This is a genomic window from Tateyamaria sp. GN1-10, assembly GCF_055693845.1.
Genome location: NZ_JBVFUR010000004.1, coordinates 189,915 through 216,804 on the forward strand (window position 1 = coordinate 189,915; position 26,890 = coordinate 216,804).

Consider the following 26,890-nt stretch of genomic DNA (forward strand, 5'->3'; position numbering starts at 1 on the left):
TACCCGTAGCTGCAAATAGCTTCCCTCGGTGTCGCGTGTAATTGCCCCCACCCAGTGCGCGGCACCGAGGATCTTCTCTCCCCCATTCTTCTGTGGACAAGACATCTGCGACAGTTAGGTTGCCCGGTGCAATCAGACTATGGGGATTTCCATGCGCGACTTTCACCTGCCCGGCCGTTCGCCTGTTCTTGCATCGTCCGGCATGTGCGCCACGTCGCACCCGCTTGCAGCCCAAACAGCCGTAGAAATCCTGAAAGCTGGCGGAAACGCAATGGACGCGGCCATTGCCGGGGCCATCTTGCTGGGCATCTGTGAGCCGCAGATGACCGGGATCGGCGGTGACTGTTTCGTCCTTTGGTCTGATACCGACGGCAATGTGCATTCCCTCAACGGGTCAGGTCGCGCACCCATGACGCTCGACGCCGCCGAGTTGCGGGCCACCGGCGAAACAACCGTCCCACCCTACAGCGCGCATGCAGTCACCATTCCAGGCGCCATAGATGCGTTCTGCACCCTGTCCGACCGTGTCGGCCGATTGGGCCTCGATCGCATTCTAGCGCCTGCAATCCACTACGCTGAAACCGGCGTCCCCGTGGCCCCCCGCGTCGCCTTTGACTGGGCCAAAGACCAAGCCGTCCTCCAAGGGTCCGCCCGCGACTCCTACCTCGTAAACGGCGCTGTCCCGACAACCGGCCAGATGTTTGCCGCACCCAAGCAGGCCGACGTCCTGCGCCGCATCGCCAAGAATGGGCGCGACGCCTTCTATAGCGGAGAGGTGGCCGAAGACATGCTGGCCACCCTCAACGCCTTGGGCGGCAAACACACGGCGGATGACTTCGCGTCGACCAAATGCACAGACACCACGCCGATCAGCAGCAGCTATCAGGGTCTGGACCTGATCGAACATCCGGCAAACGGGCAAGGCGCAACAGCGAACCTGATGCTCAATATCCTCAGGCATTTTGACGTCGCGGATATGGACCCATGGGGCAGCCAGCGCGCGCATATCGAAGCGGAAGCCGCCAAACTGGCTTACGACGCGCGCAACCGCTTTGTCGCAGATGCGGATTATGCCACCCGCATGGATCATATGATGTCGCCGGAAACAGCGACACAGCTCGCTGTGCTGATCGACCCAAACACGGCCATGCCCAACGCCACAACGCTCAGCGAACAGGTGCACAAGGACACGATCTATATCACCGTCGTGGATCGCGACGGTATGGCTGTCTCACTGATCTACTCGATCTTCCATGGGTTCGGATCAGGCATTGCCAGCGACAAGTTCGGCATCCTGTTCCAGAACCGCGGCGCGGGGTTCACACTGGAAGAAGGGCACCCGAACGAACTGAAAGGCGGCAAACGCCCGATGCACACGATCATTCCCGGGATGCTGGCCAAGAATGGCAAACCGATCATGCCCTTCGGCGTGATGGGTGGGGCATACCAGCCAAACGGGCACGCACGTTTTGTCTCCAACCTCACGGATTTCGGCCTCGACCCGCAAACAGCAATCGACGCACCCCGCGCCTTCTCAGACGCAGGTGATATGAAGGTCGAAAGGGGCTATTCCGTTCAGGTCCGGTCAGAGCTTGCAAATCTGGGCCACAACATCAGCATCCCCGACACTGCCATTGGCGGCGCGCAGGCGATCCTCATCCGGGACGACGGCGTGTTGGAAGGCGCAAGTGATCCCCGCAAAGACGGCTGCGCGCTGGGGTATTAGGAACCAGGTAAGGCGGAGGTGTCCTCTGCCCCGCACGTCAATTCAGCTGGAAGTGCAGCGGATAGGATCCGTCCTCAAACGGGCCAAACAGATCCGGGATGTCCGGATGATCCACTGGTTGCCCGGAATAGTCGGCAACAAGGTTCTGCTCGGACACATAAGCCACGTAGTAGCTTTGATCATTCTCAGCCAGCAGGTGATAGAACGGCTGGGCCTTTTTCGGACGGCTGTCCTCTGGGATCGCCTCGTACCACTCTTCGGTGTTCGAAAACTCGGGGTCCACATCAAAGATCACCCCGCGAAAGGGGTGCTTCTTGTGACGGACCACCTGGCCCAGATGATATTTTGCGCGTGTTCTAAGCATAACATTGCGCCCCCTACGGCACGTGACTACACGGTGCAAGGGACACTTGTCCAATAATTGAGCACAATTTCGCTGGAAACAGTTTGTGAACCTAACCTTAACAGTCCTCCAAATCGTCGCCCCTGTTTTCCTGCTCGCAGGCATCGGATTCACATGGGTTAAGGTCGGCCTGGAATACCGTATTCAGTTCGTCACGCAGTTGGCCATGACCCTCTCATTGCCCTGCCTCATCTTCGTCTCCCTGATGCAGACAGAGATTGATCCCGTGGCCTTAGGAACCCTGTCAGTTGCATCGGTCGTCGCCTACGCCGCCGTCACTGTGGCCATGTTGGCACTGGTGCGCATCGCGCGTCTGAACACGCGCACATATGCCGCCCCCTGATCTTTGGAAACACCGGAAATCTGGGCCTGCCCCTCGCCCTTTTTGCGTTTGGCGATGTCGGACTCAGCTACGCGATCATCGTCTTCGCCATTATGGCGCTCTGGTCATACACCTATGGTATATGGCTTGTGGCGGGGGCCGGTGCATTCGGCAAGGTGCTGCGCGAACCCCTAGTGTGGAGCACTGTTCTGGGCGCGCTGTTTCTGTGGCAGGGCTGGCAGACGCCCACTTTCCTCACCAACGCGCTTGATCTGATCGGGCAAATGGCGATCCCCATGATGCTGATCACACTGGGCGTCGCCGTGGCCCGGCTGTCGACCAAGGGGATGCTGCAAGCCGCGGGTCTGTCCGCCATCAAGCTGACCCTGTGCACGGGCATTGCATGGGGGGTCGGACGGTTCTTTGCCCTTGATCCAGTTGCCTTTGGCGTGCTGGTTCTTCAGGTCGCCACGCCCGTTGCCGTGACATCCTATCTGCTTGCGGAAAAGTACGGCGCGCAGTCCGAAAAGGTCGCGGGCCTCGTCGTTGCTTCCACCCTGATGGCAGTCGCGGCACTTCCTGTGATCCTTGCGCTTGTCCTTTGACAAAACGTGATTTCCACGCGGCTCATTTTCCTGTAAACTAACAAAAAAAATAAAAGCGAGTGAGGCAGATGAGCAGACTCTTTCGCGCAATGGCTTTGGTTCTTTTGGCTGCCAGCTGTGGTGGCGGGTCGGGTACGGCCCCCAACCAGCTGGACAACGCCTGTTCCATTGTCCGTGAGCGCCCTGAATACCTTCGCGCCTTCAAGGCGGTTGAACGCAAATACGGCGTGCCGGTGCACGTGCAGATGGCGACGATCTACCAGGAAAGCAAATTCATATCGGACGCGCGGCCCCCGTACCGCTATGCAGCCGGGGTGATCCCCACGGGCCGCATTTCCAGCGCCTTCGGCTACAGCCAGGCCCTTGATGGGACGTGGGATGAATACCGCACATCCACCGGCAAGCGTGTGGCCCGCCGCGATCGCATCCGCGACGCGACAGACTTCATGGGTTGGTATATGGCGGAAACAAACGCACGGCTGGGCATTCCCCTCAGCGACACGCGCAACCAGTACCTTGCCTATCACGAAGGGCGCACGGGCTATACGCGCGGAACCTACCGCAACAAGGCATGGCTGATGCGCGTCGCGGGCGAGGTTGATGCCCGGTCCGATCAGTACGCGGTGCAGCTGCGGTCCTGCTAAGGCCCCGGTCTAGTCTGACGTCCGGCGCGGCGCATCAAACAGGCGGTTCGAGAGAGAGCCGCCTGTTTGCAGCTCTCCCAGGACAACGGTCGTCTGACCACCCCCACTGTCATTCACGACCCATTGGCGCAATTGCACCGGGTTACCCGTGAACTTCATTTCGATATTGCCATATTCCGGATGCTCGGGATCCTGCGCCGTGACAACGGTCGCCGTGCCGTCAAAGTCATGGCCGACCACCATATTGGCCTGACCCAGATTCACATTCCGCGCGAGGATCAACGACAACGGCGTGCGGCGCAGCGGATAGGTTTCGGGCGGCTGGTTCGACTTTGAGTCGACGATGTAAACGGCGTTCGCACTCGCAATCATCAGCGTTTCGTTGGGTGCGTTGTACTCGAACCGCATCTTGCCCGGCCGCTTGATATAGATATTGCCGGTGTCGACAGTTCCATCATCATTGACCTGCGTGAACGTTCCTTGGGCTGTCCGCAAATCGTTCAAATAGCTGGAAATCGCGTTCAACGGCAGCTTGTCCGCCCACGCGGCCTGCGCTGTTACAACCGCGACAGAAATCGCTGCAATCCGGGTCCATAGGGTCATACCGCCCACCTTTCACATCTTTGTCTTGGCGATGATATAGGCCGGGACGGCCTGTTATACGATATCAACAGGCCGTACGGTACGGCAGGTCCCCGCTTACCCTTGTTCGGGGACCAGAATTTCGCGCTTGCCCACGTGGTTCGCAGAACTCACGACACCCTCGTCCTCCATCTGCTCAACCAGACGTGCCGCCTTGTTGTAGCCGATGGCCAGCTTCCGCTGGATGTACGAGGTTGAACATTTGCGATCCTTGATCACGATGGCGACAGCCTGATCGTACAGCGCATCCTCGCCATCCGTGTTGCCACCCAGACCCAGAACAGCGTCAATGTTGCTTTCCTTGTCCTCGGGCGGTCCTTCCACAACGCCCGACACATAGTCCGGCGCGCCAAAGGCCTTGAGGTGGTTCACGATCTCTTCGACCTCTTCGTCGCTTACAAACGGGCCGTGACAGCGCGTGATCTTGGCGCCACCAGCCATGTACAGCATGTCACCCATGCCCAAAAGCTGCTCGGCCCCCATCTCGCCCAGAATGGTGCGCGAGTCGATTTTCGAGGTCACTTGGAACGAAATCCGCGTCGGGAAGTTCGCCTTGATCGTACCGGTGATCACATCGACCGACGGGCGCTGTGTCGCCATGATCAGGTGAATACCAGAGGCCCGTGCCATCTGTGCCAGACGCTGGATGCAGGCCTCGATTTCCTTGCCCGCGACCATCATCAGATCGGCCATCTCGTCCACGATGACCACGATGTAGGGCATTGCCTCGGGCGCGAATTCCTCGGTCTCGAACACGGGTTCACCCGTCTCGTCATCAAACCCGGTCTGCACCGTACGGCTGAACATCTCGTCCTTGGCCAGCGCCTCTTTCACCCGGCCATTGTAGCCGTCGATGTTACGCACGCCCATCTTGGACATCTTGCGATAGCGTTCCTCCATCTCGCCCACGACCCATTTCAGGGCCACAACCGCCTTTTTCGGATCGGTCACAACAGGGGACAGAAGGTGCGGAATGCCGTCATAAACGCTCAGTTCCAGCATCTTCGGGTCGATCATGATCAACCGGCATTCCTCGGGCGTCAGCTTATACAGCAGCGACAGGATCATTGTGTTGATCGCCACCGACTTACCCGAACCCGTCGTACCGGCGATCAGCAGGTGAGGCATCTTGGCCAAGTTCGCCACAACCGGATCACCACCGATGTCCTTACCCAAGGCAAGCGGCAGCTTCTGGTTGCCATCGCCAAAGTCACGGCTGGCAAGAATCTCGCGCAGCACAACCTTTTCGCGGTTCTCGTTTGGCAGTTCGATACCAATCACGGACCGGCCGGGCACGGTCGACACACGGGCCGACAGGGCGGCCATGGACCGGGCGATGTCATCGGCCAGACCAATCACACGGCTGGCTTTCAAACCGGGCGCAGGCTCCAACTCGTACATGGTGACAACGGGACCGGGACGGACCGAAACGATCTCGCCCTTCACACCGTAATCATCCAGCACGTTCTCAAGCATCCGCGCGTTTTCTTCCAACGCCTCGTCACTCAGATGATGACGCTGCACAACGCTGGGGCTTTCCAACAGGTTCAAAGGGGGCAATTCGAAACCGGGATGGGTGTCCTCAAAGCTCAGCTTCGGCTGTGCTTCCAACTGCGCGCGTGTGCTGGGCTGCACCGGCTTGCGGGCCGGCTGATGAACCACTGTGCGCGGCTCGGCCACAGGAATGACCGGGGCAGCTTCAACAGGTTCCGGAATGGGTGCATCCAGTTGTTCCGGCTCCGGCACGTACTCCTGCACCGATTCAGGCGCATAGTCTTGTACCGGCTCAGGCGCATATGCACCGGGCGCAGCCGTCAAAGGTGGTTCCGCACGACCAAGCGATGCGGCAGCGGTCAACGGCGGTTCCGGCGGCAAGATCGGTTGTGACGCGGTGTTCAGCACCAGCGGATCCGGTCCGCGCCCACGGCCCTTGGTCAACGGTGCAACGCTTTCCGCCTGCACGGCCGGGTTCGAGCGCACACGCGCCTTGATCACATCAGCAATCTTCGTCTTGATCCGTTCATCGCCGGGGCCGTCGCCCACATCCACGTCGCTGTAAGTCTCGATCAGCTCCTGCTCGGGCATCTCATCCGGCATCTGATCGGGGCGTTTGATCAGCGCAGGCATCCGCGACAACAGGCTGGGTCTGGCTGGCTCTTCGACAAGCGGCTCATCATAGGCAGGCATCGGCGGAACCGCAGCAGCATAGGCTTCGGCCTCTGCCGCCTCGGCCTCACGCGCCGCACGGCGTTCTGCCTGACGTTCCTGCATGGTACGTGCAGCCTGCACCGCGCCGCTGGCACCACGACCCAAAACGGTCATCAACATGGCATAGACCACGACCAACCCGACCAGCAGGAAGCGGGCCAGACGGGCAACTTCCATCCGGGTAAAGCCTAGGACAAAAGCGCCAAAGACCACGATACCAATGCCCATCAGCAACGACATCAACTTGACGGTAAAGCTCGATCCAACAGGCAAAACCGTCAGGATAAAGGCCATGACAGTATCACCAAACAGACCGCCCAGACCGAAGCCGTGGGTCGCTTGCCACACGTCACCCGGTTGCAGGGTCGCGGCATAGATCGACCCGAAAGCAATCGCGATGGGGGCAAAGATCAGACGACCCAGCGCCCGTTCGGTCCCCAGATGCAGCCCAAACCGCACACCCCACGCCATCAGAACGATGGCAATGCCAAACACGCCCCAGCCGCCGATCATGAACAGCGGCGCAGCGATAGAGGCGCCCGTGCGACCCAGCCAGTTCTGCACCGGCGCATCGGTCGACGCCATCCAGTTCGGATCATCCGGCGTGTAGCTCAGCATCATGGCCGCGGCCATCAGACCCGCGATCAGCAGGCCAATACCCACCAACTCCCGCCCGCGTTTTTCCAACGCCGCCTGCATTCCGTGGTCAAAAAGCGGATCCCGCCGTGTCTGATATGCCATGCTTCGCCTCGTCTTTTCTTATGTGGCATAAAGAACGTCGCGAATGGCCGTCAGGCCCCGCTCCGTCTCTGCCCTTGGGGCCACCAGTGCAGCCCTGATAAACTCATGTCCGGGATTGAACCCGTCGATCTCACGCGCCAGATACGCGCCCGGCAGTACACGCACGCCGGTTTCTTTCCACAGCTTCAACGCCGCCGCCTCGCCGTCACCGACAGGCAGCCACAGGAAAAACCCGGCTTCGGGCGACATATATCCCGGCACATTGCCTAGGATGCGATCGGCCATGTCGTACTTCTCGTGATACTGCGCACGGTTCTGGATGACATGCTCCTCATCCGCCCAAACCGCCGCCGCCGCGTGTTGAAGCGGCGAAGGCAACGGTGTGCCCGCATAGGTGCGCAACTGCTTGGCCTCGCGAATGGTCGCAGGCCCACCCACGATGAACCCGGACCGCAACCCAGGCAGGTTCGACCGCTTGGACAGCGAATGAAAGGCCACGACCCGCTCGGGGTCCGCATCACCAATGCACTCCAAAACACCCACTGGCGGCACATCACGGTAAATCTCGGAATAGCACTCGTCGGCAAAGACCTGAAAATCGTACTTCTCGGCCAGCGCGATCAAGTCCCGCCAGTAATCCTTGCCCGCCACAGCGCCCTGCGGGTTCGCAGGCGAACACATGTAACACGCAACGGTGCGGTTCAGAATCTCTGGATCAACCGCCGCATAGTCCGGCAAATGCCCCGTCTCTGCCGTGGCAGGCACCAACACCGGTTCCGCCCCCGCCGAAATCGCGGCGAGCATATAGACCTGATAAAACGGGTTCGGCATCAGCACGACAGGCTGTTGCCCATTCTTCACCTCGGGGCAAAGCGCCATCCCCGCATTATAAAGACCCTCGCGCGTCCCATTCAGCGGCATCACATTCGCATCGGCATCCATCGACACGCCATAGCGGCGGCCCAGCCAATCACAAAACGCCTGCCGCAGCTCGGGCAAACCTTCGTTCGGGGGGTAGTTGTTGAACCCTGCCGCATGCTCGGCAATCACATCCGTGACCCATGCGGGAAAGGCATGTTTCGGCTCCCCAATGGTCATATGCACAACGTCGCCGCCCGGATCGTGATGATCCAAAAGGGCGCGCAAACGCGGGAACGCATAAGCCGGAAGGTTCGAAAACCGCTCGGGAAACTTCATCAAACTGCCTCAGGTTCGGGATCATTTTCGCCCCGTTTGCCTGAATGTACCCCAAGGGTGACTCCCTCGTCCAGAAAAACCACGCCAAATCGTCACCTTGTGGCAAATCCGCCAATCAGCCCCTTCTTCTGACCGAAAATACCATGGGGGAGGCCAAAGGCCGGGGGTGAAACCCCCAACAAAATATGGTGTCGCCGCAAGGCGGCCTTTGGATCAGCCCAAAGCCGCCTCTGCCGCAACCCCCAACCGCAACAACGCCTCTTCGCCGTTCTGCACACCCATCATCATCAGGCCACAGCTCGGCACACCCGTCGGCAAGGTCAGGGCACAAATGCCCATCAGGTTGCCCACCCGCGTGTTGCGCAGGGCCAGCAGGTTCTCGGTCTTGTAGTAGTCACTGTCGCTGTTCAGCCGTTCCAGATTCGGCGGCAGGATCGGCGCCGTTGGGGCCAACACGGCGTCATAAGACGCAACGGCCACGTCCCAAGCCTGCCGAACCGCATCCAGTTTGGCCCAAGCCGCGTTGTAATCCGGCGCGCTGAATTCCTTGCCCAAACGAAACCGCTCCAGAATCTCGGAATACATCGCCTCCGGCTGTGCCTCGATCACATCGCGCCATAACCCGTACACCTCGCCGGGCATCAAAGGCCCAGCCTGCGCCATGGCCTCTTCCAACTCCGGCACTTCCAGCGGCTCAACCTCTGCCCCAGCCGCACGCAACTTCTCGACAGCACCGTCAAACGCAGCCTTGGGTACATCCCGAATGTCATCCAAAACAACGGTTTTCAGCATCGCAAACCGGCGCCCCTGCAACAACGCACCCCGCAAATCCCCCAGATCACGCCCCTCCAGCGCCGCCATCAACAGCGCTGCGTCCTCAACCGTCCGGGTCAACGGTCCCACCGTGTCGAACTTCAGCGACAAGGGCACACAGCCTTCCAAGGACAACCGCCCATGTGTCGTCTTCAGCCCCACCAGATCATTCCAAGCAGCAGGAATACGCACCGACCCGCCCGTGTCAGATCCAATGGCCGCAGGCGCCAGACCAAATGCAACCGACGCCGCAGCGCCCGAGGACGAGCCACCCGGCACAGCATCGGCATCGTTCACACATGGGGGCGTCGCGGTGGAGGGATTGTAACCAAGACCGGAAAAGGCCAACTCGCTCAGATGCGTCTTGCCCAGACAGACCAACCCCATCGCCGTCGCATTCTGCAAAACAACGGCATCCCGGTCCGGCACACGGCCCGCCAACAGCTTCGACCCGGCCTCGGTCCCGTCACCTGCGGTGTCAAACAAGTCTTTCCAACTGATCGGCACACCGTCCAGCAAGGACAAACGCGCACCAGCCTTGGCGCGGACAGACGCGGCCTGCGCCTCGGCCATCGCACGGTCTTCGGTCAGTCGGGCGAAAATGCGGTCTGACAACGCATGCGCCTTGATCCGTTCAAGAAAGGCTTGAGTCAGGTTGACCGGGTCCACCTCGCCCGCACCGATGGCGCGGCCCAGATCCGCTGCACTCTTGTCCAACCACGCCTGCATGTCCTGCCCTCCATCCGGTTTTGTCGGACGGTAGCGACGTGACAACGCATGGACAATCCCAAGCACCCGTCCATATTGCGCGACATGACGCATGACAGCGATATCCTGATCGTCGGCGGCGGGCTCTCCGGCCCCATTCTCGCCCTCGCACTCGCACAAACCGGGCAACGCGTGACCGTGATCGACGCACTGACGGAAAAGGTCCGCAAAAACGCAGCCTTTGACGGGCGAAGCTACGCCGTGGCGCTGACCTCGCAACGGCTGCTGGATGGAGTCGGCGTCTGGGACGCTATCGCGGACAACAGCCAACCGATCCTTGAAATCAAGGTCACGGACGGCCGCGCGGGCGAAGGACCATCGCCCTTCTTCATGCATTTCGATCATGCCGAGATCGAGGAAGGCCCGATGGGCTATATGGTACAGGACCGGCACATCCGGCGCGCACTTCTGGAGGCTATGGCGGCCACGGACGGCATCACGCACCTGTCGGGCGAAACAGTGACGGCACAGCATATCGACCCCGGCGCGGCTGCCGTCACGCTGGCATCGGGCAAGGTGCTGACAGGCCGCGTTTTGATCGGCGCCGACGGGCGCGGCAGCGGCACAGCCGAACGGGCGGGGATTAAACGCACCGGCTGGGGCTACGGCCAAACGGCCCTGGTCTGCGCCATCGCCCATGAAAAACCGCATCACGGGATCGCACACCAGTTCTTCATGCCCCCGGGGCCGCTCGCTATCCTGCCGCTACCAGGCAATGTAAGCTCGATCGTGTGGAGCGAAACGGATGAAACCGCGGCAGCGTTCAACGCCCTGCCAGATGCCGATTACCTGACCATGCTGCGCCCCCGCTTCGGCGACTTTCTGGGTGAGATCAGCCTGTCGGGCCAACGCTATACCTATCCGCTGTCGCTGTCCTTGGCACATAGGCTGGCGGACGACAGGCTGGCGCTGATTGCTGACGCAGCACACGGCGTACACCCGATCGCAGGGCAAGGGCTGAACGCGGGCATGCGCGACATTGCTGCACTGGCGCAAGTGATCACCGACGCGGTGCGCCGAGGTGAAGACCCCGGCAGCATTGCAGTACTACGCCGATACGAAGAGTGGCGGCGCTTTGACAACACGACGCTTGCCCTTGCCACGGATGGATTCAACCGTTTGTTCTCAAACGACAACACGATGGTGCGTGGCCTGCGCGATATCGGGATGGGCGTCGTGAATGCACTGCCCGGTCTGCGCCGTAGTTTCATTCGGGAAGCCGCCGGGCTGACCGGAGACCTGCCCCGTCTGATGCAGGGCCAACCCCTCTGATCGTAAGGCGGAGATGCCCTCCGCCGGGCGCACGGCACGTGCGTCTTACAGTTTGAAAACAGCATTTCGGGGGCGTCGCCGCGGGGTCGCAGCAAGCTGCGCCTTACCTGGCAATCGTAAGGCGGACGCTTCGTCCGCCCCGCGCGTCAATCCAACTTGCGCGCTTCGTCTTCCAACATGACAGGAATGCCGTTGCGGATCGGATAGGCCAGCTGCGCCGCGTCCGAGATCAGTTCCTGTTTTTCGGCATCATAGCGCAATGTCACATGGGTGAGCGGGCAGATCAGTGCCTCCAGCATCCGGCGATCAACATCCGTACTCATTGCATCATTTCGCCTTCACCGCCACGCAACGCAAACTCGATCAAGGTGATCAAGGTTTCGCGACGGGTACTGAGCGACGGCGCCTCGAGCAAGGCCTGTTTGTCCTCGGGGTCGAAGTCCAGCATCATCGACAAGGAATTGATCAACAATTCGTCATCTGCGTCCTTCAACGTTTCCCAATCTGCCGACAAGGATTGCGCCGCAAAATAGCGCCCCAGAAGGTCCAGAAACGTGGGCCGGTCAAAACTGGGATCTTCCTCGCAGCGGCCCTGATCACGATCAAAACCGGACCATGACACTTCGCATCGACGATACGGCGTGAACCCATCCACCTCATTCTGCACCCGAAAGCGCGAGATGCCACTCAGGGTGATCAGGTAGCGGTTGTCCTCGGTCTCGGAAAACTGTGTGACCCGGCCCGCGCAGCCAATCGTTTGCAGCCCATTGCCTTTGCGCCCTTCCACCTCGTTGGGCTGCACCATACCGATCAAACGGTGCGGCGTTTTCAGAGCGTCATCAAACATTTGCAGATAGCGCGGTTCGAAGATGTGCAGAGGCAAACGAGAGCGCGGCAACAGCAGCGCCCCCGGCAATGGAAAGACCGGGATTACGCCGGGAAGGTCAGCCACTTTTATCATGCAATGTCAGCTAGCCCGTGAATCGCATCAGGCAAATATCATTGAGCTCAAACGACGACGTCCATTCAGAACAATCGGGTCGTTTGGCTTGAGCGCATCGAAGATGGTGAAGAGCTGTTCCTTGGCAGCGCCGTCGTTCCACTCACGATCCCTGCGGAATATTTCGAGCAGTTCATTGACTGCTGCCTCTGCATCTCCGCTGGCGTGCAGCGCTTGCGCCAGTTCGAACCGGGCCTCCGAGTTGCCCTCATCCGCCTCAACTGCGGCGCGCAGCTCGGCGACCGGCCCCGCATCCTCGGCCTGACGGGCCAGTTGCAATTGGGCATGGGCCGCTTCCACTTCGGCACTGTCAGAGATTTCGGCAGGTGCCCCGTTCAGGATCGCCTCGGCCTGATCCAAATCTTCCATCGCGATATGCGCTCGGACCAATCCACCGTAAGCGCCTGCATGGTTGGGGTCCTCTTCCAGGATCGCGGCAAAGGTCTGGGCCGCATCCACGGCAGCACCTTCGCTCAGCATTTCTTCGGCGGCTTCAACGGCATCGTTCAGGCTGTCCCCGGGCGCTTCACCGCCGGCCGCCTTGATCACCCGATCCACGAACTCCGTGATTTCCGAACCCGGAACAGCGCCTTGGAATCCATCCACCGGCTGGCCCTGCCAAAAGGCATAAACGGTCGGGATTGACTGGATGCGCAGCTGACCCGCGATCATCTGCGCCTCGTCTACGTTGATCTTGACCATCTTGACGGCGCCCTTGGCCGCCTTGACCGCATCCTCTAGCATCGGGCCAAGCGTCTTGCACGGGCCACACCATGGCGCCCAGAAGTCCACGATCACCGGCACGGTCTGACTGGCCTCGACCACATCCTGCATGAAGCTCGCTTCGGAGCCGTCCTTGATCAGGTCGGCGTCATCGGGGCCTGCGGACAATCCCAAATCCATCATCGTATCATTCCTTCTTGGCGCGGCGGGTCGCGCTTTATATGGACCCGCAGGCGTCCGGTGCCAAGCCACTAAGGTCAATCTGCATGAGTGGCAGGGTGCGACCGACGATGGCCTCGGACGGAACGCCCCCGATCACACGCGCGCCCATGCGTTCATAGAATGGCACAGCATCCGGGTCCGCTTCGATCTGCATCTGTGTGGCCCCCTGCGCGCGTGCCTGGTCAATGGCCCAAGATACAAGAGCACGCCCGACACCCTGTCCCATTGCTTCCGGATCAACAAACAGCTTGTCGAGGTCCGCGCGATTCTCACGGACCACCAGCTTGCACAGACCCTGCGGACCGTTGTTGTCGAACACACGCAGTTCGTCGCTCTCAATATCTCGCGGAGTCAAAACCAGAACGGCGCGGGCGGCCTTCATGAAGTCCTCGTCATAGCCCCAATGCGCCTTTGACCGATGCATCAGATCGGTCAGTGCATCCAACTCATCAAGACGTGCAGGCCTGATCAAAGATCGAAGCTCGCAAAGACCGGGGCATGGTCACTGGGTTTCTCCCAGCCACGGGCATCGCGCATGATGCGGCTCGAATGGGCGGCGTTCGAGATGTCGGGCGTGGCCCAGACGTGATCCAGGCGGCGTCCCTTGTCAGCGGCATCCCAATCCTTGGCCCGGTAGGACCACCAGGAATACAACTGCCCCTCGGGGATGTCGGCCCGTGTGACATCGACCCAGCCACCGGCATCCTGCGTTTCGGCAAGTTGCTCGACCTCGATCGGCGTGTGGCTGACGACCTTCAGAAGTTGCTTGTGGGACCACACATCATCCTCGCGCGGGGCGATGTTGAGATCGCCGACGAGGATGGATTTCTGCGGTTTGTCGCCGTGGAACCAGTCGCGCATATCGGTGAGATAGTCGAGTTTCTGACCGAATTTTTCGTTCTTCTCGCGGTCCGGCACGTCGCCCCCCGCAGGGACATAGAAGTTGTGGACGGTCACGCCATTTTCGAGCTGTCCCGCAATGTGGCGGGCGTGGCCGAGGCCCGCGAAATCCTGTGCACTGGATTCGACCATGGGGATCTTCGACAAGATGGCGACACCGTTGTAGCCTTTGTCACCGCGGGCAACCATGTGGGTGTAGCCCAGCGCCTCGAACCCTTCGCGGGGGATCTTGTCGACGGGGCTTTTGCACTCTTGCAGGCACAGCACATCTGGGCCTTCTTCCTTGAGCAGCTTGAGCACGATGGGTTCGCGCAGGCGGACGGAATTGATGTTCCAGGTGGCGAGGGTGAAGGACATGGGCGGCTCCAGAAATCCGGGTTTGGAGGCCAGACTAGACGCCGAAAACCGCAGTCTCCACCCGGAAAATGCGTTTTGTCCCCGCGGGGACAAGCCCTTCGGTCTGTTCACGGGATTTCAATGGTTCCGTTATTGTCGCGACGTGTCAGCAGGTTGGGTGTGCGGACGGTGTATTATGCCGATTTTAACCACCGCGGATACAGACTGACCCACGAAGACGGGCGGCTTCGCGGATCAGGCCCGACACTGACTGCATGCAGTCGTCCCGACCTCAGCGCGTTTGATCACTTTCCCCAGACAGATCGTAAATGTCGCCGGTGAGCCAGGCAGGCCAATCCCGTTCGAAAAAGGATTTCGCATTGGGGTCAAAAGCGCGGTTGGGCCGGGTCGAGATCACGATTTCTGTGCCGTCGAGCCGCACGAGGATTTGCTCACGCATATCTTCGTCACGTTCCGGGCGGAACCTGACATGTGGCAGTGGACCTGTTCGGGCCTCTGGCAAGGCAGTGCCTTCCGGATCGCAGATGGCCCGTGCACCGCGGCTGCCCCCGCCGTTCGAGATGTAGTGATCAAGCGCGGACAGCACCGCCTCGGACGCGAGCGCCATTTGCTGCCATTGCAGGGCGCGGCCAATTTCGTTTTCGCGCGTATAGGCGATACCGTTCCGGCGGATGGCATCGTTCAATTGCCGCGCCTCTGAACGCGCCGATGTCACGTCTTTGGCGGTGCAGAGAATGCCCGCGTGATCGCTCATCCGGGCTTGGATGTCAGTGCGGATGTCACGGATGGTGTGCGGGCTGTCCGTTTTGAGGACGGCATGTATTTCGTCGATGGCGTGGTCAACTTTAGGCGCAGTCTGTGTGGGCATATGCGCTTTGCGACTGGCAGCGACGTGTTCCGCCACGCGGGTGCCAAACACCTGCCCCGCATTCAAAGCTGACCCGCCGGGCCGGGTCGCGCCATGGGTACCCGACGCTTCGCCCACCGCGTAAATCCCGGCGATGTTGGTCCGCCCCCATGTATCGACGGCGATACCACCGTTCATGTGCTGATTGTTGACCGCAAATTCCAGCGGGTCAGAGGTGATGTCGACCTTGTAGCGTTTGTAGAGCTCAATCGCGAGCGGGTTCATTTGGCGCAGCCGATCGATCGGCAGGTCGTGCGAGGCACCGGCATTTGAAAGATACGTGCGCACGTCGTCGTCCAGCCGTTCAAGATCAAAGCCCTGATCCCCCAGCACCGGCAGCGGATTGCGGTTGAAGTCCATAAAGACCCGCCGCCCCTTTTGGCTTTCGGTGAAGATCGCAAGGTCCACGAGGCTGGACTGGAAATCGAGCATCCGACTGGCGTGGAAGGGCCATTGATAGCCCTTGCGAAAGATGTTCGAGGCCATTTCCCGTGTGGTGCGATAGTAGTCGGCGAGAAAGTGGTGTTCGGCCCCGGTGTCATCCACGGAATAGATATGCGGGATCACCTGTACGTAGGTGCCGGACAGGTTCCATGGGAATCCTTCGCGGCGGGTGCCGATGCCAAATTGGCTTTCCGTGATGTTGACCAGTTCAAGCCCGGTTTCCAGAGCGAGCCCAAGCGTGCCGAAACACCCGTTGGGAAACACGCTGTCGCGATAGAGCTCACCCGGACCACCTGCCGCAAAGACAAGCGCCGCGCATTGGAACAGCGCGAGGCCAAGCGGGTTGGCATCGTTGCGTGCCTTGGGCCGGATCGTCAGCACACCCGTGACTTGCGTCTGATCCCCCTGCCCGTCGGTCAGCACCTTCAAGGCGGTGGTGTGGTTGAACAGTGGGACGCCAAGGCGGATCGCCTCTTCGGCCAGCACCTTGACCATGAGCCGGGAGGTGCGCGGCCCGCAGGAGGTGGCGCGCCCAACCTCGTCATGGTCGGTCTGATACCGGAGTGTGCCACCAAGATCGTCCTGCGGCAGCGGCAGACCGAGATATTGCAGTGACGCCATGGCCCGGATCGAGCCGACGGCTTCGATATATGCGGTGTCTTCGTCCATAGCGCCGCCTGCCCGGATGGCGGCGGCCATGGCCTGGAAATTGTCGCCCTGATCCTTGGTGTTGGCGGTGTGCAACGTTTGCTTGTCCGACCCGGAACACGCCGACGTTCCACCCCATGCGCTTTGGCTGATGACCGCGACATCCACGTCGCGGCGCTTCATCTCGACCGCGGCACGCAGGCCTGCCGCGCCGCTGCCGATCACGACGGCGCCACAGGCAAACACAGGGATGTCGTAGCCCGAGGCTGTTACGTGCCGGTCCGGCGCGGGTTCTGCCGGCAAACGCGGCATGACCACGTCCGTGAGCGCATCAAGAATGTGCTGGGGAACAGAAAGGCTCATTCATCCGGGTCCTTTGGGGTTAGTCGATGTCGACCCATCGTTTCAGACGCGCGGAGTCCATGCAGGCGTCTACGATCTGGCAGATGTGGTGGCCCGTCTCGAAGGTTGGCCACATGGGTTGTTTCGAGACAATGGATCGGATGAGTTCGGCCACTTCGATGATCTTGCCCTCGTTATAGCCCAGCGCGAAGTTTGGGAGCGGCAGGAACGCGCCATAGGTCGGGTGTTCCGGGCCCACGTCGATCTCACGGAAACCCCGCCGTCCGGTGGGGTCATCGTTGGAATAGAACCGCAGGCGATTGACCTCGTCGAACGTGTAAGCGAGGCTGCCCTTCGTGCCGTAGATTTCATATGTTTGCATGAACTTGCGGCCAGTGGCGACGCGACTGAAATCGACGACGCCCTTTGCGCCGTTCTCAAAAGTACAAAGCAGGTTTGTGCCATCCGGGTTGGTAACATCACCCCACTCGGTCTGGTCCGTGATCTCTGGAACTGCGCCACCAAAGTCCACCCCTTCGATCTTGGGTCGCTTCGGGGCGGTAATGTAGCTGTCGGCGATCAGCGATGAGACGCGCCCGACCAGAAAATCCATAAAGCTGAACACGTGGCTGCCGGTGTCGCCGATGATACCGGTTGGAGCAAGGTCACCATTGGCGCGCCACATGTAAGGGGAGAGCGGGTCGGCATAGATGTCCACGTGCTGGCTGCCCTTGAACAGCTTGATCTCGCCAATCTCACCCGCCTCGATGATGTCTTTGGCGCGGTCATGGATCGGGTTGCGGGGGAAGGAATGACCGACACGCGTGATCAGGCCCTTTTCGCGAGCTATGTCCGCGAGTTCGCGGGCCTCTTTGGCGGTGTCGGCCAGAGGCTTTTCACAATAGACGTGCTTGCCGGCCAGAAGGGCCGCCTTGGCCACGTCATAGTGCAGGTTGTCAGGCAAGCAGATGTCGATCAGGTCGATGTCGGGATCGTTGACCGCCTCTTGCCAGTTGGTCAGGATCTTGGCGCCCGGGGCACGAAAGGCCAAATCCTTGGCTGCGTCGGCGTTGGCCTCGACCAAGGCTGTGACGCGGGCCGTGCCATCGCCGTCTCCGAAGAAATGCGGAAAGGTCTGGTAGGCCATGGTGTGAACCTTGCCCATCCAGCCAGACGCGCCCAGAACTGCGACTTTTACTTCCGTCATGTGCTTCTCCTTCTGTGTTGCTGACGCTTGGAACGTTCCATCATTTTGGCGCAGCGTGTTTCGGGGCCCGCGCACTATCGGGCGCGTTTCAATCAGGTTCCGCTGGATGCCCTTTTGATCAGTTGGACCGGGCTGCGGGCTGTGAGCGCAGGGCGTTTGCCATTCTTGATCCAGCCGAGGATTTGCGCGGCCGTTGATTTTGCGAAGTCGGGGATGTTGCAGCTGACCGAGGTGAGGGACGGATAGCTGTCGCGGCAATCTTCGATATCGTCAAAACCCACGACACGCAGGTCGGTGCCGACGCGCACGCCAAGTTCAGGACAAGCCGCCAGCACGCCCAGCGCCACAAGGTCGTTGAAACACAGGACGCCATCGACATCCGGGTGATTGGCTTGCAGGTCGGCGGCCATGGATTTGCCGAAGGATCGCGTCGCCTGCCCGGTCAGGACTACCGGTTCCATCCCGGCCTCGGACAAGACCGCGAGGTACCCGCTCATGCGTTCTTCGGTTACGGGGCGGCCTTCAAGACCACCCAGAAACGCGATGCGCTTGCATCCCATCTCGAGTAAATGCTCGGTCGCGAGGCGCCCGCCCTTTTCATAGTCCGGTGCGACGAAGGGGAATTTCCTGTCGCCTGCATCGAGCGCGCGGAACACCTGCAGCGTGGGGGTATTGGACGCTTCAAGGACGGCGAGAGCGTCTTGTTCAGCGCCATAGCTGGGCGAGACGATGAAGCCGGACACACCATGTTCAACCAGCGAAGAGATCATGCGCGTCTGCAGGTCCGGGTCTTCGTCCGAGTTGGCAAGCACGGTCGCAAACCCGTTCTTAGCCAGTTCCATCTGAAACAGGGCCGCGAATTCCGTGAAGAACGGGTTGCGCAGGTCGTTGATCACCAGACCGATCAGCCCGGACGAGGACGAGCGCAAGGTTGCAGCCGAACGATTGTAGACATAGCCGATGTCGGCCATCGCCTGCCGCACCGCCTGCCGGGTCGATTCCTTGACCGTCTTGTTGCCTTGCAGGACAAGGCTGACGGTCGATTTCGATACGCCCGCCCGCTTGGCAACATCCAGTATGGTTGGTCTTTGACCCATCTACAGGCGTCCCTTCGTTGTCAGCCTTTGCTGGTCTCAGACATCAAGGTCGAGCACAAGGATGCCGTCGACCCCGCCCACGGCATTTTCAACCAGTTGCCCGCCAAGTACCTTGTGTTCGTCATTGTCGGCATAGGTTTGCAGCGCCTCCCAACCGTCAAAATCAATCACGAAGCCATGCATGTAGCCGCGTTCGATCTGTTCCGGGCTTTCGGACCGCCCGCCGGTGAAGTCCTGTGCGCCGGGCAGTTTGTCCGCCAATGCAGACAGGCCCGCATAGATACCGGCAATCTTGTCTTCGGGCGTGTCCGGCTTGAACTTGGTGAGTACGATGTGACGGATCATTGCATGAGTCCCTGATCTTGCTTGATCATGTCAGCGGCCTTTTCACCGATCATGATGGATGGAGCGTTGGTGTTGGAGGAGTTGACCCTAGGCATGACCGAGGCATCGGCCACACGCAGCCCTTCGATCCCATTGAACCGCAGGCGTGGGTCCAGCACGGCATCGGCATCATTGCCCATGCGGCAGGTGCCCGCGCAGTGGTGTGATGTTTTGGAATGCACGCAGATAAAGTTGAAGTAGTCCTCATCCGTCTGCACATCTCGCCCCGGCAAACGTTCGGCCATGATGAAAGGTTTCAGAGCGTCCTGCGCCAGAATGTTCTGTACCAGCTTCAGGCCCCGGATCGACATTTCGCGATCATAGGGGTCTGACAGATAGTTCGGGTCGATCAGGGGCATATCGGCGGGATTGCCGCTTTGCAGCCTGACGCTGCCGCGAGAGCGCGGACGTAAATGGCAGGCGTTGAGGGTCACACCGCCGTTTGGCATGGCTTCGACCCCGGCCTCGATCCCCGTACCAAGCCCGAGATGCATCTGGATATCGGGCGAACGCGCGTTTTCATCCGCATACCAGAAGCCGCCGGTTTCAAAGAGGCTGGAGGCAACCGGCCCCTTGCGCGTGAACAGGTATTGCAGCCCTGCCAGCGCGCTCAGGTGCAGCTTGGCAAAGCGATCATATGTGTGTGGACCAGTCACCTCGCAAATCGCATAGAGATCAAGGTGATCCTGAAGGTTCGCGCCGACCCCCGGCTGGTCAAGCACCACGTCGATGCCAAGCCCGTGCAGATGATCCGCCGGACCGATACCCGAAAGCTGCAAGAGGCGGGGTGATCCGATGGCACCCGAGGACAGGATCACTTCGCGGTCCGCCGTCACCTTGGTGCCGTCCGCCATCTCGACCCCAGTGGCGCGCCCGTTTTCGACCGTGATGCGGCGGACCTGAGCCTGCATCTGAATGGTCAGGTTGGGCCGCGATCTGGCGGGGGTCAGAAACGCCATCGCAGCCGAGGATCGGCGCGCATTGCGCTGTGTCAGCTGATAGTAGCCTGCCCCGTCCTGCTTGGCCCCGTTTACGTCGGTGGTCTTGGGGATGCCCAGTTGCCCGGCCGCTTCAATGAACGCGTCACAGATTGGCAGCGGTGCGGCTGGCATGGAGACGCCCAGTGGGCCGCCCTGGCCGTGATACTCCCCATTGTAAGTGTCGTTGTCCTCGGATTTTTTGAAGTAGGGTAGAACTTCGTCATAGCTCCACCCCTCGCACCCCATTTGCCGCCACTCATCATAATCTTGCGCCGCACCGCGCGTGTAGATTTGCGCGTTGATGGCCGAACCGCCGCCAATGACCTTGGCCTGGGTATAGTTGAACACCTTGTCCTGCATGGATCGCTGCGGCGTGGTCGACCACCCCCATGATCCGATGCCCTTGGTCATCTTGGCAAAGCCAGCGGGCAGGTGAAAAAACGGGTGGCGGTCGCTGCCGCCAGCTTCGAGCAGCAAGACACGCGCATCAGGGTGTTCTGACAGCCGCGCCGCAATCACCGACCCCGCCGATCCGCCGCCGATGACAATGAAATCGTAGCCCTTGGCTGTCATGCCGCAAACTCCGTCTGGGCAATGTGCCGCCCGGCCCGGTGGGCGAGCGCCGCGATGGTCAATGCGGGGTTCACCGCCGCGGATGTCGGCAGAACCGAGGCATCGACGATAAACAGGTTCTTGTGGTCGTGGCTGCGGCAGAACGTGTCCACGACGCTTGCCGCCGGGTCGGTCCCCATGCGTGCCGTGCCACACTGGTGTGATGGGGTACGCCGGTCGAAGGGCCGCGACATTATGATGGGAAACCCTGCCTGTTTCAGTTTGGCCGTGAGCTTTTTCACCAAAAGTTCGTGCCCGGCCCAGTTCGACCGTTGCCAATCAAGCTTGATCTTCCCGTTCTTGAGCGTCACCCGGCTGTCCGGGTTCGGCAGGTCCTCGGACATGGCGTAGAAATCGAAACTGCGCGCGGCGATCTGGTGGGCCAGCCAGCGCGGCAGGCGTGCATTGGCCGCAAGGATGGGGCCGGTGATTTTGCCAAGCAACTGGATGTTGCCAAGAGGACCGTCGCCGTCACTGTCCAGGTAGTAGTCATTCACCATCAGCGTTTTCTGGTACACCGCCCGGTTCCGCCGGAACGGATGCAGGGCCAGCACGGCGCTGCAATTGTGGTTCATGAAGTTTCGCCCCACCTGATCAGAGCGGTTGGCAAGGCCCGTTGGGCAGTTGTCATTGGCCGAGGCGAGCAGCAGTGCCGCCGTCTGTACTGCGCCAGCAGCCAGCACGATGATCGGTGCTGTCAGCGTTTCGGTGCCTCCATCCACCTCGCAGGTGACGCCTGTCACTTGGCCGTCCTGGTCGGCAATCAGGGCCGTTGCACTGCATCCGGTGCGTATCTGAACGTTGTCATGTGCTAGTGCGGTGGACAGCCCGCAAGTTTCCGCGTCCATCTTGCCGCCGCAGGTGTCGGGATAGGCATCCCACGTGGTCTGACCCGCCGCCAGCCAGCGGTCGATATCGACGCCCAGCGGGAGATGGCTGGGTGTCAATCCAACCTGTTTCAACCGGGCGCGCAGATCGGCGATGTCGTCCTCATCCGGCACCGGTTTATGCGGGTAAGTGCCGGAGTGGGGCGGCTCTGTCGGGTCGTCGCCCAATGTCCCCCGCACGGCATAAAACTGTTCGGCCGCCTGGTAGTCGGGTTCAAGCTCATCATAGCTGATCGGCCAACCGGGTGTTGCGCCGCCTGCATGGTGCACAACACCAAAATCCTCGGCCCGGTATCGGATCAGCACGGCACCGTAGAATTTCGAATTGCCGCCGACATTGTAGTAGTTGCCGGGGTTGAACGGTTGGTCTTTGCCATCCAGCCAAACCTCGTCCGGGCGAAAAACGCCATCCCCGAAAATCGCCTGCGCGTCACGGTCCCGTGGCGACGGGCGCAGGTGGTCACCCCGTTCAAGGATCAGGATGCGGCGGCCCGTGGGAGCAAGCACCGCAGCCAGTGTCGCTCCGCCCATGCCCGAGCCGATTATGATGACGTCCGGCTGCATCAAGGTGCGATGCGCGCCTCGGTCGCGGGATCAAAGGCGACCGCTTTTTCCATGTTCACAGCAAAGGTGAAATCCGCGCCCGGATGTACCTCGGCATCGGAGCGCATACGCGCAATCACATCCTTGCTGCCCATCGTCATCGTCACGAAGGTGTCGGAGCCAGCGGGTTCCGTCACAACGATCCGGTTGGTCATATGCGCGATGTTCGAGGATTTGCGGTCTGCGGCATCCTCATCCGTGATCGTTTCAGGCCGGATGCCCAGAAGGATGTCTTTCCCATCCCAATCCGCCATGTTGTTCTGGCTGAACGGCAGGGCGGTTTCGGTCCCGTCATGCAACGCAACGCGCGCCATGGGCTTGCCGTTTTCGACCGCGACCCGTGCCGGTACGACGTTCATTGCCGGCGACCCCATGAAAGTCGCCACAAAGATGTTCGCGGGCGTGTCGTAGATATCCTGCGGCGTACCAAGTTGCTGGACATAGCCGCCATTCATCACGGCAATGCGTGTCGATAGCGTCATCGCCTCGATCTGGTCATGGGTCACGTAGACGATGGTGGTGCCCAGCTTCTGGTGGAGTTTCTTGATCTCTGTCCGCATGTCGACGCGCAGTTTCGCATCGAGGTTGGACAGCGGTTCATCGAACAGAAACACATCCGGATCGCGCACCAATGCGCGGCCCATGGCAACCCGTTGCCGCTGCCCGCCGGACAGGGCACCCGGTTTGCGGTCAAGCAGTTGTTCGATCTGCAAGAGGCTGGCAACCTCCTTCATCGCCTTCTCACGCTCGGGCTTGGGTGTGCCGTGCATTTCCAGCCCGAAGGTGATGTTCTGTCCAACCGTCATGTTCGGGTAGAGCGCGTAGGACTGGAACACCATTGCGATGTTGCGCTTGGACGGGTGGACCCCGTTCATCACCCGATCCTTGATCCGGATTTCACCGCTGCTGATCTCTTCCAGACCCGCGATCATATTCAGAAGCGTGGATTTCCCACAGCCCGACGGGCCGACGAGGACAAGAAACTCGCCCTCTTCGATCGAGATGTCCACGTTGTGCAGAACTTCGACCGCGCCATAGGACTTGGTTGTGTTGTCGATATCGAGAAAGCCCATGGGTCTTATCCTTTGACGGAGCCAGCCATCAGACCGCGCACGAAATAGCGGCCCGCGACGATGTAGACGAGGAGAGTGGGAAGCGCGGCCAGGATCGCACCGGCGAAGTGAACGTTGTATTCCTTCACCCCGTGGCTGGCCTGCACCAGATTGTTAAGCGCAACCGTCATGGGCTGGCTGTCAGCGCCAGCAAAGGACGCGCCAAAGAGGAAGTCGTTCCAGATATTGGTGAACTGCCAGATGATCGACACCACCGCGATGGGGCCTGACGAGGGCAGAAGAATACGCCAGAAAATCTGGAAAAACCCCGCCCCGTCGATCTGCGCAGCGCGCACCAGTTCGGTCGGGAAGACGGCGTAGTAGTTGCGGAAGTAGAGCGTCGTGAACCCGATCCCGTAGACCACGTGGACCAGCACAAGACCCCATGTTGTTCCGGCCAACCCCATCAGGCCCAGCATCCGCGCCATGGGGATCAGAACGATCTGGAACGGGATGAAACAGGCAAAGAGCATCAGGCCAAACAAGATCGTGTCGCCCCGAAACCGCCATTTGGTCAGAACATAGCCATTGAGCGCACCCAGAATGGTCGAGATGGCAACGGCGGGCACAACCATCTTGATCGAATTCCAGAAATAGGGGGACAGGCCCGTCGGCTCGACCCCGATCTGCGCCGAGGACCATGCCTTGGCCCACGGCGCGAGCGTCCAGACCTGTGGCAGGTTCATCATGCCGCCGCCAGTGATCTCTTCCAGCGGTTTCACTGAGTTCACCAGCATCACATAAAGCGGCAGCATGTAGAACAGCGCGAAAAGAACCAGCACGAGGTAGATCAGCATGCGCACAGCGCGCCCGGTGCGGATGGCGGTATCTTGGGTTGCGTGCGCCATCACTTCTTCTCCCGCAATTCGGCGTAGAGGTATGGGATCATGATGGCGGCAATGGTCATCAGCATGATCGTGGCCGAGGCCGCGCCGATCCCCATCTGGTTCCGTGAGAACGTGTAGGAATACATGAAGGTCGCGGGCAATTCGGTTGCCCGCCCGGGGCCACCGCCGGTTAAAGCGATGACAAGGTCAAACGTCTTGATGGCGAGGTGGCTGAGGATCACGAAGGCCGACAGGAACGCGGGCCGCAATTGTGGAATGATGATCCGGCGATACAAGTTCCAATTCGAGGCGCCATCCATCTGCGCCGCCTTGAGGATTTCGTTGTCGATCCCGCGCAGACCCGCAAGGAACATGGCCATGACAAACCCGCTTGTCTGCCAGACGGCGGCAAGAACCACGGTGTAGATGGCGAAATCCCGGTTCTTGATCCAATCGAACTCAAAGCTGGTCCAACCCCAGCTTTGCATGACATTCTCAAGCCCGATGCCGGGATCGAGAAACCATTTCCACGCCGTGCCTGTCACGATGAAGCTGAGCGCCATCGGATAGAGGTACACGGTGCGAATGAACCCTTCGGCCCGGATTTTCTGATCGAGGAAGATCGCAAGGCTGAGCCCAAGGACCGTGCAGATGCCGATATAGAGCAGGGCAAAGATGCCCATGTTGGTGATCGATGTTTCCCAATGGCTGAGGCGCCAGAGCTTGGAGTAATTCTCCCATCCGACCCAACCGAAGGACGGCAGAAGCCGACTGTCGGTAAAGGACAGATAGACCGAGAACGCGATGAACCCGTAGACAAAGATCAGGACCATGGCCAGCGATGGTGAAAGCACCAGCTTGGGCAACCATGTCTGTAGCCGTGTCTTGAAATCCGCGTTGGCAGCCTGTGCCATGACGCGCCCTCCTCACCCAGAAGTCATTGGTTTGTTTTGTATCCAAAGTGACGGGGCGACGGCATCGTGCCACCGCCCCACCAAGGGAGGATCATTTGGCGATCGACACCGCGTCGACAAGTTCAACAACAGCGGTTTCGCTGTCGTACTCGCCGTTGAAATGCGCCGTGACCACGTCGTAGATCGCGTTCTTCACCGACGCAGGGTTGGCATGGCCGTGGGCCATGGAACCAAAGAGGTTGCCCGAAGATGCGGCGGCAGCCAGATCGGCCATGCCTTTCTTGCCGCAATCGTCAAACGCCTCGTTCGACACGTCGGTGCGTGCGGGAACCGACCCTTTCACCACGTTGAAGGCGGATTGGAACGAGGGCGACAGGATCGCCGTGGCGAGCTTGGCCTGTTCCGGGGAAACGGCACCGCCTTGGTCGAACATCATAAACTGGTCCGCGTTGAACGTGACCTGATCAGACGTGCCGGGGAAGCGGAAGCACAGGAAGTCCTGACCCGGCACCTTGCCCGCGTTCAGGAATTCACCTTTGGCCCAGTCGCCCATCATCTGGAAACCGGCCTCGCCATTGATGACCATTGCGGTTGCGAGGTTCCAGTCACGGCCCGAGAAATTCTCGTCCACGTTTTCGCGGATCACGGCCATACGGTCGAACGCCTCTTTCATGCCGTCGCCACCCAGAACGCTTTCATCAAGGTCGATGAACGCGGCCTGGTAGCCATCAGGCCCAAGCACGGACATTGCCACAGCGTCGAAGACGGTTGCATCCTGCCAGGCCTGCCCGCCGTGCGCGACCGGCGTCACGCCTGCTGCCTTGAGCGTATCCAGAGCCGCTGTGAACTCTTCCCACGTGGTTGGAACAGCGATGCCATTGGCGTCCAGCACGGCCTTGTTGGCCCAGACCCAGTTGGTCGAGTGTACGTTCACGGGGGCCGAAACCCACTTGCCGTCGACTTTGGCGAATGGCTGCAGGGCGGCTGGGATCACGTCGTCCCACCCTTCTGCCGCGGCAACATCATTGAGGTTCGCCAGAGCGCCCTGGTTTGCCCAGTCGAGAATGTCAAAGCCAAGGCCCTGAACGGCTGTCGGTGCATTGCCAGCAGTGACGCGTGCGCGCAGAACAGTCATCGCCTGTTCGCCACCGCCGCCTGCAACTGGCATATCGGTCCAGCCGACGCCCTGACCTTCCAGGTCTTCCTTCAGAACGTTTAGCGCTGCGGCCTCACCGCCCGATGTCCACCAGTGCAACACCTCGACACCGCCGTGTCCATCTGCATGAGCGGCACCGGCGCTGACCGTCAGCGCCAGCGCGATTGCTGTTTTAGTCTTCAAAAAAGAACGCATTGGTTTCCTCCCATTTTGCGTTTGCAGTGACG

The 26,890-nt window shown here is 60.4% G+C and carries 23 protein-coding genes and 1 pseudogene; 4 read left to right on the plus strand and 20 right to left on the minus strand.

Features of this window, described 5'->3' with window-relative positions:
• The first annotated feature begins 151 nt into the window (after positions 1 to 151).
• Entirely contained in the window at positions 152 to 1,726 is a 1,575-nt protein-coding gene (locus ACZ1HN_RS02780; protein WP_472726406.1) for a gamma-glutamyltransferase family protein, read from the plus strand.
• Between the two features lie 37 nt (positions 1,727 to 1,763).
• Here the strand turns inward: ACZ1HN_RS02780 and hspQ are convergent, their stop codons facing one another.
• A complete protein-coding gene (hspQ, locus tag ACZ1HN_RS02785) occupies positions 1,764 to 2,090 on the minus strand; it encodes a heat shock protein HspQ (RefSeq protein WP_189367496.1) in 327 nt (108 codons plus the stop codon).
• Positions 2,091 to 2,175: 85 nt separating this feature from the next.
• On the opposite strand from hspQ, the pseudogene ACZ1HN_RS02790 reads away from it, so the two are divergent.
• Both ACZ1HN_RS02790 and ACZ1HN_RS02795 read left to right on the plus strand, forming a co-directional pair.
• A pseudogene (locus ACZ1HN_RS02790) lies at positions 2,176 to 3,056 on the plus strand (AEC family transporter).
• 68 nt (positions 3,057 to 3,124) lie between these two features.
• Positions 3,125 to 3,700: a transglycosylase SLT domain-containing protein gene (locus ACZ1HN_RS02795; protein WP_299202786.1), complete on the plus strand. Its 576-nt coding sequence runs from the start codon at positions 3,125 to 3,127 to the stop codon at positions 3,698 to 3,700.
• 9 nt (positions 3,701 to 3,709) lie between these two features.
• Here ACZ1HN_RS02795 and ACZ1HN_RS02800 read toward each other — a convergent pair whose 3' ends face one another.
• The 4 genes from ACZ1HN_RS02800 to ACZ1HN_RS02815 all read right to left on the minus strand — a co-directional run bounded on the left by ACZ1HN_RS02800 (position 3,710) and on the right by ACZ1HN_RS02815 (position 10,030).
• A complete protein-coding gene (locus ACZ1HN_RS02800) occupies positions 3,710 to 4,303 on the minus strand; it encodes a LolA family protein (protein ID WP_299548996.1) in 594 nt (197 codons plus the stop codon).
• Between the two features lie 96 nt (positions 4,304 to 4,399).
• Complete coding sequence (locus ACZ1HN_RS02805) at positions 4,400 to 7,291, minus strand: DNA translocase FtsK (protein ID WP_472726407.1); 2,892 nt, start codon at positions 7,289 to 7,291, stop codon at positions 4,400 to 4,402.
• 18 nt (positions 7,292 to 7,309) lie between these two features.
• The gene (locus tag ACZ1HN_RS02810; RefSeq protein WP_472726408.1) at positions 7,310 to 8,488 is read right to left on the minus strand and encodes an aminotransferase class I/II-fold pyridoxal phosphate-dependent enzyme; all 1,179 of its coding nucleotides are present in this window, start codon (positions 8,486 to 8,488) and stop codon (positions 7,310 to 7,312) included.
• 213 nt (positions 8,489 to 8,701) lie between these two features.
• Positions 8,702 to 10,030, minus strand: coding sequence for an amidase (locus ACZ1HN_RS02815; RefSeq protein WP_472729263.1), 1,329 nt, complete (start codon positions 10,028 to 10,030; stop codon positions 8,702 to 8,704).
• A gap of 84 nt (positions 10,031 to 10,114) precedes the next feature.
• Between ACZ1HN_RS02815 and ACZ1HN_RS02820 the strand changes: the two genes are divergently transcribed.
• Positions 10,115 to 11,341 carry an FAD-dependent monooxygenase gene (locus ACZ1HN_RS02820; RefSeq protein ID WP_472726409.1) on the plus strand — a complete coding sequence of 409 codons (1,227 nt, stop codon included), beginning with the start codon at positions 10,115 to 10,117 and terminating at the stop codon, positions 11,339 to 11,341.
• A 146-nt stretch (positions 11,342 to 11,487) separates the two neighbouring features.
• On the opposite strand, the gene ACZ1HN_RS02825 is transcribed toward ACZ1HN_RS02820, so the two are convergent.
• The 15 genes from ACZ1HN_RS02825 to ACZ1HN_RS02895 form a co-directional block, all read right to left on the minus strand.
• The gene (locus ACZ1HN_RS02825; protein ID WP_299202801.1) at positions 11,488 to 11,664 is read right to left on the minus strand and encodes a Trm112 family protein; all 177 of its coding nucleotides are present in this window, start codon (positions 11,662 to 11,664) and stop codon (positions 11,488 to 11,490) included.
• Positions 11,661 to 12,302, minus strand: coding sequence for an LON peptidase substrate-binding domain-containing protein (locus ACZ1HN_RS02830; protein WP_299746215.1), 642 nt, complete (start codon positions 12,300 to 12,302; stop codon positions 11,661 to 11,663). The genes ACZ1HN_RS02825 and ACZ1HN_RS02830 overlap by 4 nt, the downstream gene beginning before the upstream one ends.
• A gap of 27 nt (positions 12,303 to 12,329) precedes the next feature.
• Positions 12,330 to 13,247, minus strand: coding sequence for a thioredoxin (trxA, locus tag ACZ1HN_RS02835; RefSeq protein ID WP_472726410.1), 918 nt, complete (start codon positions 13,245 to 13,247; stop codon positions 12,330 to 12,332).
• Positions 13,248 to 13,281: 34 nt separating this feature from the next.
• The gene (locus ACZ1HN_RS02840) at positions 13,282 to 13,758 is read right to left on the minus strand and encodes a GNAT family N-acetyltransferase (RefSeq protein ID WP_472726411.1); all 477 of its coding nucleotides are present in this window, start codon (positions 13,756 to 13,758) and stop codon (positions 13,282 to 13,284) included.
• Entirely contained in the window at positions 13,755 to 14,543 is a 789-nt protein-coding gene (locus ACZ1HN_RS02845) for an exodeoxyribonuclease III (protein WP_472726412.1), read from the minus strand. The genes ACZ1HN_RS02840 and ACZ1HN_RS02845 overlap by 4 nt, the downstream gene beginning before the upstream one ends.
• Positions 14,544 to 14,814: 271 nt before the next feature.
• The gene (locus ACZ1HN_RS02850) at positions 14,815 to 16,905 is read right to left on the minus strand and encodes an FAD-binding protein (RefSeq protein WP_472726413.1); all 2,091 of its coding nucleotides are present in this window, start codon (positions 16,903 to 16,905) and stop codon (positions 14,815 to 14,817) included.
• Between the two features lie 19 nt (positions 16,906 to 16,924).
• Positions 16,925 to 18,091, minus strand: a complete 1,167-nt coding sequence (locus ACZ1HN_RS02855; protein ID WP_472726414.1) for a Gfo/Idh/MocA family protein — start codon at positions 18,089 to 18,091, stop codon at positions 16,925 to 16,927.
• Between the two features lie 92 nt (positions 18,092 to 18,183).
• Positions 18,184 to 19,188: a LacI family DNA-binding transcriptional regulator gene (locus tag ACZ1HN_RS02860; protein ID WP_472726415.1), complete on the minus strand. Its 1,005-nt coding sequence runs from the start codon at positions 19,186 to 19,188 to the stop codon at positions 18,184 to 18,186.
• A 36-nt stretch (positions 19,189 to 19,224) separates the two neighbouring features.
• Positions 19,225 to 19,533, minus strand: a complete 309-nt coding sequence (locus ACZ1HN_RS02865) for a Dabb family protein (RefSeq protein ID WP_472726416.1) — start codon at positions 19,531 to 19,533, stop codon at positions 19,225 to 19,227.
• Positions 19,530 to 21,125 (minus strand): GMC family oxidoreductase, encoded by a 1,596-nt coding sequence (locus ACZ1HN_RS02870; RefSeq protein WP_472726417.1) that lies wholly within the window; start codon positions 21,123 to 21,125, stop codon positions 19,530 to 19,532. The genes ACZ1HN_RS02865 and ACZ1HN_RS02870 overlap by 4 nt, the downstream gene beginning before the upstream one ends.
• Positions 21,122 to 22,615, minus strand: a complete 1,494-nt coding sequence (locus ACZ1HN_RS02875) for a GMC oxidoreductase (RefSeq protein ID WP_472726418.1) — start codon at positions 22,613 to 22,615, stop codon at positions 21,122 to 21,124. The genes ACZ1HN_RS02870 and ACZ1HN_RS02875 overlap by 4 nt, the downstream gene beginning before the upstream one ends.
• On the minus strand, positions 22,615 to 23,727 hold the full coding sequence (locus ACZ1HN_RS02880) for an ABC transporter ATP-binding protein (protein ID WP_472726419.1): 1,113 nt from the start codon (positions 23,725 to 23,727) through the stop codon (positions 22,615 to 22,617). Before ACZ1HN_RS02880 ends, ACZ1HN_RS02875 begins: the two co-directional genes overlap by 1 nt.
• 5 nt (positions 23,728 to 23,732) lie before the next feature.
• Positions 23,733 to 24,614 (minus strand): carbohydrate ABC transporter permease, encoded by an 882-nt coding sequence (locus ACZ1HN_RS02885; RefSeq protein WP_472726420.1) that lies wholly within the window; start codon positions 24,612 to 24,614, stop codon positions 23,733 to 23,735.
• Entirely contained in the window at positions 24,614 to 25,507 is an 894-nt protein-coding gene (locus tag ACZ1HN_RS02890; RefSeq protein ID WP_189367462.1) for a carbohydrate ABC transporter permease, read from the minus strand. The genes ACZ1HN_RS02885 and ACZ1HN_RS02890 overlap by 1 nt, the downstream gene beginning before the upstream one ends.
• A gap of 91 nt (positions 25,508 to 25,598) precedes the next feature.
• A complete protein-coding gene (locus ACZ1HN_RS02895; RefSeq protein WP_472726421.1) occupies positions 25,599 to 26,858 on the minus strand; it encodes an ABC transporter substrate-binding protein in 1,260 nt (419 codons plus the stop codon).
• Positions 26,859 to 26,890 lie beyond the last annotated feature (32 nt).

Excerpts from the sequence above, each read along its gene's own strand:
- ACZ1HN_RS02780 (WP_472726406.1), top strand. The coding sequence starts at position 152 with ATGCGCGACTTTCACCTGCCCGGCCGTTCGCCTGTTCTTGCATCGTCC.
- hspQ (WP_189367496.1), bottom strand. The coding sequence starts at position 2,090 with ATGCTTAGAACACGCGCAAAATATCATCTGGGCCAGGTGGTCCGTCAC.
- ACZ1HN_RS02795 (WP_299202786.1), top strand. The coding sequence starts at position 3,125 with ATGAGCAGACTCTTTCGCGCAATGGCTTTGGTTCTTTTGGCTGCCAGC.
- ACZ1HN_RS02800 (WP_299548996.1), bottom strand. The coding sequence starts at position 4,303 with ATGACCCTATGGACCCGGATTGCAGCGATTTCTGTCGCGGTTGTAACA.
- ACZ1HN_RS02805 (WP_472726407.1), bottom strand. The coding sequence starts at position 7,291 with ATGGCATATCAGACACGGCGGGATCCGCTTTTTGACCACGGAATGCAG.
- ACZ1HN_RS02810 (WP_472726408.1), bottom strand. The coding sequence starts at position 8,488 with ATGAAGTTTCCCGAGCGGTTTTCGAACCTTCCGGCTTATGCGTTCCCG.
- ACZ1HN_RS02815 (WP_472729263.1), bottom strand. The coding sequence starts at position 10,030 with ATGCAGGCGTGGTTGGACAAGAGTGCAGCGGATCTGGGCCGCGCCATC.
- ACZ1HN_RS02820 (WP_472726409.1), top strand. The coding sequence starts at position 10,115 with ATGACGCATGACAGCGATATCCTGATCGTCGGCGGCGGGCTCTCCGGC.
- ACZ1HN_RS02825 (WP_299202801.1), bottom strand. The coding sequence starts at position 11,664 with ATGAGTACGGATGTTGATCGCCGGATGCTGGAGGCACTGATCTGCCCG.
- ACZ1HN_RS02830 (WP_299746215.1), bottom strand. The coding sequence starts at position 12,302 with ATGATAAAAGTGGCTGACCTTCCCGGCGTAATCCCGGTCTTTCCATTG.
- trxA (WP_472726410.1), bottom strand. The coding sequence starts at position 13,247 with ATGATGGATTTGGGATTGTCCGCAGGCCCCGATGACGCCGACCTGATC.
- ACZ1HN_RS02845 (WP_472726412.1), bottom strand. The coding sequence starts at position 14,543 with ATGTCCTTCACCCTCGCCACCTGGAACATCAATTCCGTCCGCCTGCGC.
- ACZ1HN_RS02850 (WP_472726413.1), bottom strand. The coding sequence starts at position 16,905 with ATGAGCCTTTCTGTTCCCCAGCACATTCTTGATGCGCTCACGGACGTG.
- ACZ1HN_RS02855 (WP_472726414.1), bottom strand. The coding sequence starts at position 18,091 with ATGACGGAAGTAAAAGTCGCAGTTCTGGGCGCGTCTGGCTGGATGGGC.
- ACZ1HN_RS02860 (WP_472726415.1), bottom strand. The coding sequence starts at position 19,188 with ATGGGTCAAAGACCAACCATACTGGATGTTGCCAAGCGGGCGGGCGTA.
- ACZ1HN_RS02865 (WP_472726416.1), bottom strand. The coding sequence starts at position 19,533 with ATGATCCGTCACATCGTACTCACCAAGTTCAAGCCGGACACGCCCGAA.
- ACZ1HN_RS02870 (WP_472726417.1), bottom strand. The coding sequence starts at position 21,125 with ATGACAGCCAAGGGCTACGATTTCATTGTCATCGGCGGCGGATCGGCG.
- ACZ1HN_RS02875 (WP_472726418.1), bottom strand. The coding sequence starts at position 22,615 with ATGCAGCCGGACGTCATCATAATCGGCTCGGGCATGGGCGGAGCGACA.
- ACZ1HN_RS02880 (WP_472726419.1), bottom strand. The coding sequence starts at position 23,727 with ATGGGCTTTCTCGATATCGACAACACAACCAAGTCCTATGGCGCGGTC.
- ACZ1HN_RS02885 (WP_472726420.1), bottom strand. The coding sequence starts at position 24,614 with ATGGCGCACGCAACCCAAGATACCGCCATCCGCACCGGGCGCGCTGTG.
- ACZ1HN_RS02890 (WP_189367462.1), bottom strand. The coding sequence starts at position 25,507 with ATGGCACAGGCTGCCAACGCGGATTTCAAGACACGGCTACAGACATGG.
- ACZ1HN_RS02895 (WP_472726421.1), bottom strand. The coding sequence starts at position 26,858 with ATGCGTTCTTTTTTGAAGACTAAAACAGCAATCGCGCTGGCGCTGACG.